At 70.0% G+C, this 13,274-nt stretch carries 8 protein-coding genes; 7 read left to right on the plus strand and 1 reads right to left on the minus strand.

The features are described 5' to 3' along the window. The first annotated feature begins 133 nt into the window (after positions 1–133). The 7 genes from VGX25_RS16350 (at position 134) to VGX25_RS16380 (ending at position 11,240) form a co-directional block, all read left to right on the plus strand. Positions 134–2,752: a hypothetical protein gene (locus VGX25_RS16350; protein ID WP_326918651.1), complete on the plus strand. Its 2,619-nt coding sequence runs from the start codon at positions 134–136 to the stop codon at positions 2,750–2,752. Between the two features lie 302 nt (positions 2,753–3,054). After that, positions 3,055–3,537 carry a formate dehydrogenase subunit gamma gene (locus VGX25_RS16355; protein WP_326918652.1) on the plus strand — a complete coding sequence of 161 codons (483 nt, stop codon included), beginning with the start codon at positions 3,055–3,057 and terminating at the stop codon, positions 3,535–3,537. Beyond that, positions 3,534–5,066 (plus strand): NADH-quinone oxidoreductase subunit NuoF, encoded by a 1,533-nt coding sequence (locus tag VGX25_RS16360; RefSeq protein WP_326918653.1) that lies wholly within the window; start codon positions 3,534–3,536, stop codon positions 5,064–5,066. The genes VGX25_RS16355 and VGX25_RS16360 overlap by 4 nt, the downstream gene beginning before the upstream one ends. Further along, on the plus strand, positions 5,063–7,876 hold the full coding sequence (fdhF, locus tag VGX25_RS16365; protein WP_326918654.1) for a formate dehydrogenase subunit alpha: 2,814 nt from the start codon (positions 5,063–5,065) through the stop codon (positions 7,874–7,876). Before VGX25_RS16360 ends, fdhF begins: the two co-directional genes overlap by 4 nt. A gap of 1 nt (position 7,877) precedes the next feature. Next, the gene (locus VGX25_RS16370; protein WP_326918655.1) at positions 7,878–8,087 is read left to right on the plus strand and encodes a formate dehydrogenase subunit delta; all 210 of its coding nucleotides are present in this window, start codon (positions 7,878–7,880) and stop codon (positions 8,085–8,087) included. An 86-nt stretch (positions 8,088–8,173) separates the two neighbouring features. Beyond that, positions 8,174–9,085 carry an EamA family transporter gene (locus tag VGX25_RS16375; RefSeq protein ID WP_414635836.1) on the plus strand — a complete coding sequence of 304 codons (912 nt, stop codon included), beginning with the start codon at positions 8,174–8,176 and terminating at the stop codon, positions 9,083–9,085. A 301-nt stretch (positions 9,086–9,386) separates the two neighbouring features. Next, positions 9,387–11,240 carry a DUF4082 domain-containing protein gene (locus VGX25_RS16380; protein WP_326918656.1) on the plus strand — a complete coding sequence of 618 codons (1,854 nt, stop codon included), beginning with the start codon at positions 9,387–9,389 and terminating at the stop codon, positions 11,238–11,240. Between the two features lie 71 nt (positions 11,241–11,311). Here the strand turns inward: VGX25_RS16380 and VGX25_RS16385 are convergent, their stop codons facing one another. Next, on the minus strand, positions 11,312–12,595 hold the full coding sequence (locus VGX25_RS16385) for a response regulator transcription factor (protein WP_326918657.1): 1,284 nt from the start codon (positions 12,593–12,595) through the stop codon (positions 11,312–11,314). Positions 12,596–13,274: the final 679 nt, after the last annotated feature.

Below are 13,274 nucleotides of genomic sequence, written 5' to 3' on the forward strand. Positions count from 1 at the left end.
GGCCGCGGCCGCGATGACCTCGGCCAGAGCGCAGCACGCCGAGCAGGAACGCGCGCAGCGGCAGCGGTCGGCCGAGCAGATCGCCGGGCTTGAGCGAGCGCACGCCGAGGCGGAGAGCGCGGAGCGGGTCGGGGTGCGCGCGGAGGTGGCCGCCCAGCGCTCGCAGTGGCGGGCCGAGCAACGGACGCTGGTCACCGCGGCGCACGCGGAGGCGCAGGCCGCCGTCGGGACCGCCGGCGAGACCGTGGCGAGCGAGCGGCAGCGCGCCGACACCGAGGCCGCCCAGCATCACCGGCAGGGCGAGCAGGAGGCCGCCGAGGCGCGCCGGGAGGGTGAGCGGGAGGCGGCCCAGCACCGGGCCGAGGCGCAGCGGGAGAGCGGCGGCGGCGGGTTCCTCGGCTGGGTGGCGTCCCGGGCGCAGTCCCTGTTCGACCGGGTCAAGCAGGGCATCTCGGCGGCGTTCGAGAAGGCGCGCCAGGCGGTGCGCACCGCCATCGAGAAGGCCCAGCAACTCGCCACGGCGGTGATCGAGCGGGCAAGGCAGGCCGCGGTCGCCGCGATCCGCGTGGCCGGCACCGTGTTGACCGCGATCGGCGACCGCGTCCTCGCCGGCTTCCCCGCGCTGCGCGACCGGTTCCGCAACGCCATCCAGGCCCGGGTCCGCCAGGCCGAGGCCGCGGTGAACCGGCTCGCGGAGGGCCTGAAGTCGGGCGTGCGGGCGGCCCTCGGCCTGCTCGGCCGGGGTCTCGCCGCGCTGCTGTCCGGCCTGGAGCGGGGGCTGAAGGCCGCCGTCGACGGCGTCGCCGCCACCGTGCGCGGCGCGATCAACGCCGCAAGAGCCGCGCTGCAGACGCTCGGCGCGTTCATGGCGGTCGCGCGCGACCTCGCCGCCAACCCCGGCGCGTGGCTGCGCAACCTGGCCGCCTCGGTCATGGACGGCATCCGCAACCACCTGTGGCAGGCCCTCAAGAGCGCTCTGCAGCAATGGTTCAACGACAAGGTCGAGCAGGTGCTCGGGCTCGGCCGGGCGGTCTGGAACCTGCTCACCCGCGGCGGCATCTCGCTCGCCCGGATCGGCCAGCTGGCCTGGCAGGGCATCAAGCAGGCCGTCCCACCCGCCCTCATCGCCATCCTGGTCGAGAAGCTCGCCTCGATGATCATTCCCGCCGCCGGCGCCGTCCTGGCCATCATCCAGGGTCTGCAGGCCGCCTGGGGCGCCGTCAGCCGCATCCTGCAGGCCATCGACCGCTTCGTCACCTTCCTCAAGGCGGTCAAGTCCGGCACCGGCGGCCAGGCCTTCGCCGCCGCCGTCGCCGCGGCCGCCGTCGCCGTCACCGATTTCGTCTCCAACTGGCTCCTCGCCCGCCTCGCCCGCGGCGCCTCCCGCATCGCCAACAAGATCCGCGCCATCGCCCGCCGCATCGGCGCCGCCCTCAAACGCGTGGCCCGCCGCATCGGCGGCGCCCTCCGCCGCCTGGGCCGCCGCATCGGCGACCGCTTCCGCAACCTCCGCGACCGCTTCCGCGCCTGGCGCGACCGCAGACGGGGGAGCCGTCGGCAGCCACGGGAGGCACCGCAGCAGAAGCTCGACCGAGTTGTGGGTGTCCTCCGGCCCACGCTCGAGCGCATCCTGTCGAGGGGTGTTTCGGGGATCTTCCTCCGGGCGCGGCTACTTGCCCTGCGGCTGCGGCACGGGCTGACCGCCCTGACAGCGAAGAACCATGGCAATCGCACCGAGATTGTCGCCAGGGTGAACCCGTCCGCACCGGTCACCTTTGGACTCAAACCTGAGGAGCACCGCGTTCGTGAGATCGTCCAGGAAGCGAGCCTCACGGTGTCCGCAGAACAAGGTGACCGCGCCTTTCAGATGGATCAGTCCAGACGCGCCGACCGTCCCGATGCGCCTCTGGAGGAACGGGCCGCGATCAGCATCACGGGCGGGCGGGACTACCTCGCCTTCGCGCAGCATGGAAGCGATCCGAGCTTGCGCCGGCAAAAAGGAAGTGAGCTCCGTTATCTCGTGGGACGAGACGGCATCGAAGTTCGCGAGCGCAAGGGAAGTGGGGACCAACTGAACTGGTTCACAGGGGGCTCGGGTTCCTACAGCATCGGTTCCGAGCAGCCCTTTCCTACTTTCCGGCAAAGCGGCCCTACGGGGGTCCCCACCGCCGCGCACGACCTGTTGCCGGGAGACCTCAGCCGGCTCGGAAGCAATGACCGGGAGGCGGCGCAAAACCTCGCCCACTTCGTCAGGACGGGCGTTGTACCGGCGGGGCTTGAGTCGCGTCGCGACCAGCTGGCCAGCCATGCCATGCTGCTCTTCGGCCGCGAGTCAGCACGAAACATCGGCAACGCCGCTCACGCGCCCATGATGCTCGACCTGGTTGGCAGCGGGCGCGCTTCCTTCCGTGACATGCTCGACGACCCCAGACGGTTTCTGCCGCTCTGGGGCCGGGGCGTGCCGAAGAAGGGTGACCCGCTCTACGCCTCCGCCTGGAGCCGCACGGGTGGGGCCCTCCCGATGTCCATGGGCTCCGCCCAGCAGGCGGCTCGCGATCTTCGCGGTGGTCGCAATACCCGGGAGGCGCGGGAGCTGGCCCGCCGTGAGTACGAGCTCATCATGCGGTGGCTGCGCGCGGTCGGCTTCGTTTACCGGCCAGGTCCGGAGGGCGAGGCTGCCCTCCGGCAGTTTGTGATCAATCGGCTCCGCCAGTTTTACGGAGTGGCCGGAAGGACCGTCGCCCAGGCCTGAGGGACTCACCACGGGTAGGTGGTGCCGCCGCCTCGGCGAGGAACACGCCGGTCGGAGCGCCGGGGGCATGGTCACCTGGCTGGCGATGTGGCTACCGCCTTGCTCGGCCGTCGGGATGCCGGTGTGGTTCCCACGAGGCACTGCAGCTACTGAAGGTAGTCGGCACCCAATCGTTGAGGCGCTTGACGGTTGATCGGCGTTCTGCGCGGGGTCAGCATGGATGGGTACCGGTGCGGCGGGGTCGTGGCCTGGGCGACCCGGTTGTGTATACCGTATGCACAGGTAGGGTTGGGGAGGTGAGCATGACTCCCGATGAGCCGTCGATGGCCGAGCGGGTGCGGGCCGTGGTCGACGTGCACCGCGGTGACCGGGGGGCGCTGCTGCCTGTTTTGCACGGCGTGCAGGCCGAGTTCGGCTACGTCCCGCCCGAGGTGGTGCCGGTGATCGCCGAGGAGCTGAACCTGTCCAGGGCCGAGGTGCACGGGGTGATCAGCTTCTATGCCGACTTCCGGTCCGAGCCGGCCGGCCGGACCGTGGTGAAGCTGTGCCGGGCCGAGGCGTGCCAGTCGGTGGGTGCGGAACGGCTGGTCGCGCACGCCCAGCAGGTGTTCGGGGTCAAGCTCGGGCAGACCACCGCGGACGGCTCGGTGACGCTGGAGCAGGTGTTCTGCCTCGGCAACTGCGCGCTGGGGCCGGCGGCGCAGATCAACGGCAAGCTGCACGGCAGGCTGGACGAAACCCGGCTGGACTCGCTTATCGTGAACGCGGAGACGGGACGGGCATGACCACCACGATCTATGTGCCGCGGGATTCGGCCGCCCGCAGCGTCGGCGCCGACGAGGTGGCCGCCGCGATCAGCGCCGCGGGAGCGGACATTCGCTTGGTGCGCAACGGTTCCCGCGGCATGCTCTGGCTGGAGCCGCTGGTCGAGGTGGACACGCCGGGCGGGCGCATCGGTTACGGCCCGCTCACCCCCGCCGACGTGCCGGGCCTGCTGGCCGACCTCGGCGGCGCGCACGCCAAGCGCCTCGGCCCGGTGGACGAGCTGCCGTGGATGGTCGCGCAGCAGCGGCTGTGCTTCGCCCGCGTCGGGGTGACCGACCCGCTGTCCGCCGACGACTACCTGGCCCACGGCGGGCTCGCCGGCCTGCGCCGGGCCATCGAGCTCGGCCGGGAGGCCACCGTCGGGCAGATCGCCGAGTCCGGGCTGCGCGGCCGCGGCGGGGCCGGCTTCCCGGCCGGGATCAAGTGGAAGACCGTGCTGGACACCCCGGGCGAGCCGAAGTTCGTGTGCTGCAACGCCGACGAGGGCGACAGCGGCACGTTCGCCGACCGGATGCTCATGGAGGGCGACCCGTTCTGCCTGATCGAGGGCATGACGATCGCCGCGTACGCGACCGGCGCCACCGAGGGCTACGTCTACCTGCGCTCGGAGTACCCCGACGCGGCCCGCATGCTGCGCCAGGCCATCGAGATCGGCTACGCGCGCGGCTGGCTCGGCGAGAACGTGCTCGGCGCCGGGTTCGCCTTCGACCTGTTCCTGCGGGTGGGCGCGGGCGCGTACATCTGCGGCGAGGAGACCTCCATGCTCGACAGCCTGGAGGGCAAACGCGGTATGGTGCGCGCCAAGCCGCCGATCCCGGCGATCAGCGGCCTGTTCGGCAAGCCGACCCTGGTGCACAACGTGCTCACGCTGGCCTCGGTGCCGGAGATCCTGGCCGGCGGCGCCGAGGCGTACGCCGCGCTTGGCGCCGGGCGGTCCCGGGGCACCCAGGTGTTCCAGCTGGCCGGCAACATCGCGCGCGGCGGAGTGTTCGAGACCGCGTTCGGCATGACGCTGCGCGAGCTGGTCGACGACTACGGCGGCGGCACCAGGTCCGGCCGGCCGATCCGCGCGGTGCAGGTCGGCGGCCCGCTCGGCGCCTACCTGCCGGCGTCCGATTTGGACATTCCGCTGGACTACGAGGCGTTCACCGCGGCCAAGGCCATGCTGGGCCACGGCGGCATCGTGGTGTTCGACGACACCGTGGACATGGCCGCGATGGCCCGGTTCGCGATGGAGTTCTGCGCCGAGGAGTCCTGCGGCAAGTGCACCCCGTGCCGGGTCGGCTCGGTGCGCGGGGTGGAGACCATCGACAGGATCGTGGCCGGGCAGGATCCGGACGCGAACCTGGCTCTGCTGAGCGATCTCTGCGAGCTGATGACCGACGGATCACTGTGCGCCATGGGCGGGCTGACCCCCAACCCGGTGCTCAGCGCGCTGCGGCACTTCCCGGACGACTTCACGCCGCGCCAGGAGGAGAGGACACGATGAGCCTGCTCAAGGAGCCCGACCTCGGCACCCCGGCCGTGTCCGGCGAGACCACCGTGTCGCTGGAGGTGGACGGGCATCCGGTGACCGTGCCGGCGGGCACGTCGGTCATGCGCGCCTCGGCCCTGGCCGGCATCGACATTCCCAAGCTGTGCGCCACCGACAGCCTGGAGGCGTTCGGGTCCTGCCGGCTGTGCCTGGTGGAGATCGACGGCAAGCCGGGCACCCCGGCCTCGTGCACCACCCCGGTCACCGAGGGCATGCGGGTCCGCACCCAGACCCCGAGGCTGGCCAAGCTGCGCCAGGGGATCATGGAGCTGTACATCTCCGACCACCCGCTGGACTGCCTGACCTGCTCGGCCAACGGGGACTGCGAGCTGCAGGACATGTCCGGCGTCGTCGGGCTGCGCCAGGTCCGGTACGGCTACGAGGGGCGCAACCACCTCGACGCCCCGACCGACGGCAGCAACCCGTACTTCGACTTCGACGCGTCCAAGTGCATCGTCTGCTCGCGGTGCGTGCGGGCGTGCGACGAGATCCAGGGCACGTTCGCGCTGACCATCGAGGGCCGTGGCTTCGAGTCCAAGGTCTCGCCGGGTGGAACGTCCTTCATGGACTCCGAATGCGTCTCATGTGGAGCGTGCGTGCAGGCCTGTCCGACCGCCACCCTGCAGGAGAAGTCCGTCGTGGAGTTGGGCATGCCGACCCGCAGCGTGATCACCACCTGCGCCTACTGCGGCGTCGGCTGCTCGTTCAAGGCGGAGCTGCGCGGCGACGAGCTGGTGCGGATGGTGCCCTACAAGGACGGCGGCGCCAACGAGGGCCACTCCTGCGTGAAGGGGCGGTTCGCGTTCGGCTACGCCACCCATCCCGACCGCGTGCTGTCTCCCATGATCCGCGAGTCGATCGCCGACGAGTGGCGCGAGGTCGACTGGGACACCGCGATCTCCTACACCGCAAGGAAGTTCCGCGAGATCCAGGACCGCTACGGTCTCGGCGCGATCGGCGGCATCACCTCCTCGCGCACCACCAACGAAGAGGTCTACGTGGTGCAGAAGATGGTGCGCGCCGCGTTCGGCAACAACAACGTCGACACCTGCGCCCGGGTCTGCCACTCGCCGACCGGCTACGGTCTCAAGCAGACGTTCGGCACCTCGGCCGGCACCCAGGACTTCAGGTCGGTGGCCGAGGCCGACGTGATCGTGGTGATCGGCGCCAACCCCACCGACGGGCACCCGGTGTTCGCCTCCCGGATGAAGCGCCGGCTGCGCGAGGGCGCCAAGCTGATCGTCATCGACCCGCGCCGCATCGACCTGGTGCGCTCGCCGCACATCCAGGCCGAGCATCACCTGCAGCTGGCGCCCGGCACGAACGTGGCCGTGATCAACGCCATGGCGCACGTGGCGGTCACCGAGGGCCTCGTCGATCAGTCCTTTGTGGACCAGAGGTGCGAGGGCTACGACGGGTGGGCGTCGTTCATCGCTCAACCCGGCAACAGCCCGGAGGCGATGGAGCCGGTGACCGGTGTGCCCGCGGCCGAGCTGCGGGCGGCGGCGCGGTTGTACGCCACCGCGCGCAACGCGGCGATCTACTACGGGCTCGGGGTCACCGAGCACAGCCAGGGCTCCACCATGGTGATGGGCATGGCCAACCTGGCCATGGCCACCGGCAACATCGGCCGCGACGGGGTCGGCGTGAACCCGTTGCGCGGCCAGAACAACGTGCAGGGCTCCTGCGACATGGGGTCGTTCCCGCACGAGCTGGCCGGCTACCGGCACGTGTCCGACGACGCGGTGCGCGCGGTGTTCGAAAGCGTGTGGGGGCGGCCGATCCTGCCGGAGCCGGGGCTGCGCATCCCCAACATGTTCGACGCGGCCATCGACGGTTCGTTCCGCGCGCTGTTCATCCAGGGCGAGGACTTCGCCCAGTCCGACCCGAACACCCAGCACGTCACAGCGGCGCTGTCGGCGATGGACCTGGTCGTGCTGCAGGACCTGTTCCTCAACGAGACGTCCAAGTTCGCGCACGTGTTCCTGCCGGGCACGTCGTTCCTCGAGAAGGACGGCACGTTCACCAACGCCGAGCGGCGGATCAACCGGGTGCGCCCGGTCATGGCGCCGGCCACCGGCAAGCACGAGTGGCAGGTCGCCTGCGAGATCGCGCAGGCCATGGGCTACCCCATGCACTACGACCATCCCAGCCAGATCATGGCCGAGATCGCCGCGGTCACCCCGACGTTCGCCGGCGTCTCGTTCGAGAAGTTGGACCGGCTCGGCAGCATCCAGTGGCCGTGCAACGACAAGGCCCCGGAGGGCACCCCGGTCATGCACGTCGACGCGTTCGTGCGCGGCAAGGGGAAGTTCGTCGAGACCCCGTTCGTGCCGACCAGCGAGCGCAGCACCCGCAGGTTCCCGCTGATCCTGACCACCGGGCGGATCCTGACGCAGTACAACGTGGGCGCGCAGACCCGCCGCACGGCCAACGTGGCCTGGCACGCCGAGGACGTGCTGGAGATCCACCCGCACGACGCCGAGGTGCGCGGCATCAACGACGGCGACGAGGTGTCGCTGTCCAGCCGGGTCGGCGAAACCACGCTGCGCGCCGTGATCTCCGACCGGATGCCCGTCGGCGTCGTCTACACCACCTTCCACCATCCGGTCACCGGCGCCAACGTGGTCACCACCGAGAACTCCGATTGGGCCACCAACTGCCCGGAGTACAAGGTGACCGCCGTCCAGGTCGGCCTGCGCACCCCGGCCGCGCCGGCGTCGCGGCTCGGTCAGCAGGCGATCCCGGCCACGGTGTCCGACTGAGATGACCGTGCCCCCGCAGATCCGGCTCGCCAACGAGATCGCGATCCAGTTCCACCACCGTCCACCCGACGAGGCGGCCGCCGCGATCGCCAACCACATCCGCATGTTCTGGGACCCGCGGATGCGCTCCGAGCTGATCACCCGCGCCGAGACCGACACCGCCGACCTCGATCCGCTCGTCCTTCGCGCCGTCCGCCTGCTGAAGAGCTAGCGCTCGCGGACCCGTGGGCCGTCGGGGCGTCCCAAGATCTGGGAACACCGACGACGGTTGTCGGGGGTGTCCCGGAGTATGCGGGCATGGCGACCATGCATGTCGATCGGGTCGGGCCGGGTCCGCTTCCGCGGGTCAGCCTGGTCACGCTGGCCGGTCGGGCGCTCGGCGCGGTGCCACCGCCGGCGCAGGTGCTGGCCGGCATCCTCAGCGTCCAGGTCGGCGCGGCGATGGCCAAGCAGCTGTTCGGCGCGGTCGGCAGCACCGGGACCGTCGCGCTGCGGTTGTTCTTTGCCGCGGCGGTGCTGCTGCTGGCGTGGCGGCCCTCGGTCCGGCTCGGGCGGCGCGCCTGGGCGGTGATCGTCGCCTACGGCGTGGTCCTCGGCGTCATGAACCTGTGCTTCTACCTTGCGCTGGCGAAGGTTCCGCTCGGCATCGTGGTGACGATCGAGTTTCTCGGCCCGCTCGCGGTGGCCATCGGCGGTTCGCGGCGCCTGCTGGACGGCCTGTGGGCGATGCTGGCCGCCGGCGGGGTGGTGCTGCTGGCCGAGGGCCGCGGCGAGATCCATCTGGTCGGCTTGCTGTTCGCGCTCGCGGCGGCGGTGTGCTGGGCCGGCTACATCCTGCTCAGCGCGGCGCTCGGCCGGCACACCACCGACGGCGGCGGCCTGGCCATCGGCATGGCGCTCGCGGCCGTGGTGGTCGCGCCGGTCGGGATCGTCGGCAGCGGCGCCGCGCTGCTCGAGCCATGGGTACTCGCCGTCGGGCTCGGCGTGGCGCTGCTGTCGTCGGTCATCCCCTACTCCCTGGAGCTGCAGGCCCTGCGCCGCATCCCGCCGAAGGTGTTCGGGGTGCTGATGAGCCTGGAGCCCGCGGTCGCCGCGCTCGTCGGCCTGCTCGTCCTCGGCGAGGTGCTCGGCCCGCTCCAGTGGCTGGCCGTGCTCCTCGTGATCGCCGCCTCCGCGGGCGCGACGAGAACGGCACGCCCGCAGGGCTGACCGTCCTATATCGCTCGATAGCTCGGCGCCGGGCGGGACGTCCCGTGTGATCAATTCGGTCGTCGGCATTTTCAAATAATTGGCGCCGCGACGACCCGACCAGATGCGATCTTCCGATGTCGGGCGGGTGAATAGCACACAAAGCTAGAGGCTTTACGCCTCTGGCGTCCGGCCGGATCAAGAGGTAATGTGCGCCCGTCGTCGCAAGGATGCGCGGCGAATTGCGGATCATCGCGTCGGGGCTTGGCACCAATGGGAGGGGATCCTTGCCATGAGTAGCCCCATGCCACGACGCTCGCGCATGAGAGGCGGCCGCGCTCGGACCGTCGCCGCCGCGGTGGTCACGCTCGTCGCCGCCGGCCTGACGGTTGGCCTGGCCGGCGCGGCGTCCGGCACGACCTTCGAGTCCCTGTGGCCCGACACGGCGACGCCCAGAAAGATCACGTCCTTGGACACGAGAAGCGTCGAGCTCGGCGTCCGGTTCAAGGCCGTTACCTCCGGCCGAGTCGTCGGAATCCAGTTCTACAAGGGTCCGGACAACACCGGCACGCATACCGGCACGCTGTGGAACCTTCGCGGTGAGCGGCTGGCCACCGTGACTTTCACCGACGAGACCGAGAGCGGTTGGCAGCAGGCGTTGTTCGACCAGCCCGTGCAGATCTCCGCGAACACCACCTACGTGGCGTCCTACCACGCGCCGAACGGCCGTTACTCCCGCGATATGGGATATTTCTGGCGCCCTCATCAGTCGGGAAACCTCCTCGCCCCACGGTCGTCGTGGTTCGCCTTCAACGGCGTCCGCGGCTATGGCCCGGGTATGCCGAAATTGGGGGACTGGTGGGCGTCCAACTTCTGGGTGACCCCGCTGTTCACCACCGACTCCGAGCCCCCGCCCACCACCACCGAACCGACGACCACCACCACCGAACCGACGACCACCACGACGACCGGCGGTGGCGGGCCGGACCTGCCGAGGGTTCCGTGGGAGGGCGGTCCCGAGTACTACGCGCAGTTCTCCGCGGCCGCGGCCTGGACCGACCCGAACTTCTTCCCGGTCGGTGTGTGGTTCGAATCGGTGCTCCAGCAGAGCGACGTCGACCTGGACCGGGGCGCCGGGATCAACACCTACGTCGAGCTGACCGACAACAGCGACCTGAACCTGGTCCGCGCCAACGGCATGTACGCGATGACCAGCGGTCCGCGGCCCGGCACCGGCGCCGAGACGGTCAGCTGGCTGCTGACGGACGAGGCCGACATGTGGGGTGGGCCCGGCAGTGACGTCTGGACCGGGCGGTTTCCCAGTCAGGGCACGGTCTGCGACCCACCGGAACCGCAAGGCAAGTGCGGCTACACCGTGATGCAGACCATGCGCGACCGGATGCCGCAGGGTGACGGCCGCTTCCTGTACGCCAACTACGGCAAGGGCGTGACCTTCTGGGAAACCGATGAACAGGCCGGCCGGTTCGTCAACGAGTTCACCGATGCCACCTCCGCCGACACCTACTGGTACACCGACCCGTGGGTGTGCCCGCTCCCCGGCGAGACCGACCGGTACGGGACCACCCTGGAGACCTGCCGGCTGGCCGCCAGCTACGGCCTCATCATGAACCGGGTGCGGGACCTCGACGCCGTCGACGGGCGGCGCCAACCGGTCTACGCGTTCATCGAGGACGGGCACCCGTTCACCGAGAACGACGCGCCGACCATCGACGGCGACAAGATCACCGGTGCGGTGATGAGCTCGCTGATCCACGAGGCCCGCGGCATCATCTACTTCAACCACAACTTCGGCGGCCCCTGCCTCAGCCACCACGTGCTGCGCGATCCCTGCGGCGCGGACATCAGGGGCCCCGTCACCAGGGTCAACGAGCAGATCCGCCAGCTCGCCCCGGTCCTCAACACGCAGTCCTTCCAGTACACCTTCAACCCGTCGCTAGACACCATGCTCAAGGCCCACGACGGCTCGTTCTACATCTTCACCATGCTCGGCCGCGGAACCCCCACGGGCAGCCACACCCTCACCCTCCCACCGGGCCTCGACGCGGCCACCGCCGAAGTCCTCTTCGAAAACCGCTCACTGTCGCTCACCGACGGACAGCTCACCGACACCTTCGCCGCCGAACATACCTACCACGTATACAAAATCACGCCATAAGGACACTGGGCCGCCGGCTGATCGGAGCTGGTGCCCCCGGTGCGGCTGGTACTGCATTCACACCGAGGTGGTCATGTCGGCCCCGCCGGGCTATCTGGTGCCCGGGGGTGGTCGGAGTTGTGGCTCAGTAGTGGTGGCGCCGTGTTCGGCGTCATGTCCGGTGTCGTCGTCGGCGGGGTGGCGAACGCGACTGAGGTGGTAGCCGTGCTGTTCGTGGTCGGACGCAGGGCGGCGAGGATGTCGTGGGGCGACGTGAGCAACTGCGGGTGGTGATCGAGCACGAGCTGCTGTGCGGCGGTCAGCTGGTGCACGGTGACGGTCCACTCGACTTTGACGATCAGCAATGCGCCCACCCGGATTACCGCGTCCTTGGTCGGTTGTAGTGATGCAAGGACAGGGCCGAGGTTCTGCATCATCGTTGCGGTGACCGTCGCGTCCTGGGCAAGCACGAGTCGTGAGTCCAGCGCGTGCGCCGCCGATGTGGCAGCCTCCCGCGCCAGACCGGACGTGGCGGCGGCGCGTGTCCTGGCCCGCATCCGCCGGAACCACGAGCCCAGCACGGGTTCGTCCCGATCGACAATTACCGCCCCGGCCGTGTGGATGAGCTCCTCCACCGCCGCTTGGACCTGCCGGTGTACCGACTGGTCGCTCAAGTAGATCGTCACCGGGAACGCCAACCCCATTTCGGCGGGCGACTGCTGGCCCGTCAATCGGTAACCGATGTCCGCGACGCGCCGCACATCCACGGTTGGGCCCAGCTTGCGGCGAAGGCTTCCGATCACCACGGCCAACGCGCCGGATGGCGGGTCGACCATTTCGGACCAGACGTGGCCGATCAAATCGGCATGGGACACCGGCTGCCCTTGATTGGCCGCCAGGAGTTCGAGGGCGGCGAACTCCCGCACGGTCAGCACGAGCGGGGCGCCCGCACGGCGTGCTCGGCGACGCGCCGTGTCGATCTCGACGTCCCCGACACGCAGCACCTGAGCTGCCTTGGCCGCCGCACGCTGGATCAGCTTGCGCACCCTCTCGACCAGATCGTCGAGTGGAAACGGCTTGACCAGCTGGTCGTCCACGTGCCGCAGATCGGCGACGGAATACTCGTCGGTGACATGATCCCAGCCGGCCAGGAGCAGGACGGGCATCTGCCATCCCGCTGCACGCCGCTCCCGCAGGTAATTCAGGGCGTCGCCGCTCGCCAAGCGGTAGGCGATCACAACGGCGTCATATTTGGTGGTGGCGAGCGCGAGCTCGGCATCCGGGACGTCGCCGACCGCGTCGACATCGATGCCCGCTTTGCGCAGGTACCAGCCGTAGGCCACGCGCAGGTCTTCGTCGGACTCGACGAGCAGCACACGCACCGCCATACAACCCCTCGCCTCGGAACGGACCGCGTCGTTAGCCCAGACTGGCACATCGGGCATTCCCTATGAACCCGAGGACCGAACGCCGACGACTCGGATTCGGCGTTACGCACGTCGCCGTTCACCGCCAGTGCTAATAGCGACAGCGGAATCCGCGACTGTGCCGGTAACGGTCGTTCGCAATCGCTAATCCACCAGGTGGCTTGGGTACCGCAGGTGGCCTGGGAAGAGGATCAGGGTCGTGGCGATGTTGAACCAGATCTACAACCGGCGCGCGCCGCAGCCGGGGCGGTCGCAACCGACCCAACCCACCGCAGATGTGGGTGTGGTCGGCTGAACCCGCGCACGAGCCGTTGATCCCGAATTGGATGTTCGAGGCCCTCGATGCCATGGGTTGACGACAAGAAGGGGTCCCGTGCCGGCGCTGACCCGAATGTCCTCCGTCATCACCGCCGCACCTACCGGTACCGCCCAGGACAGCACCGAGCCCCCGCCAAGCCAGCGAAGCCGCGCTCACTTCGCGCCGAACCCCGACCGAGCGCTGGAGCAACGCCTGTTCTCCGACAGTGTGAACGCCGTGTGCCCGCCGTGCGATTGGTACAGCATCCGCACGAAGCATGCGCACCGGTTCGGGGGTCCGGGGGGGGGCGGAGCCCCGCCGGCCGGGGGT

It is taken from the genome of Actinophytocola sp., assembly GCF_035942955.1.
GTDB lineage: Bacteria > Actinomycetota > Actinomycetes > Mycobacteriales > Pseudonocardiaceae > DASYTH01.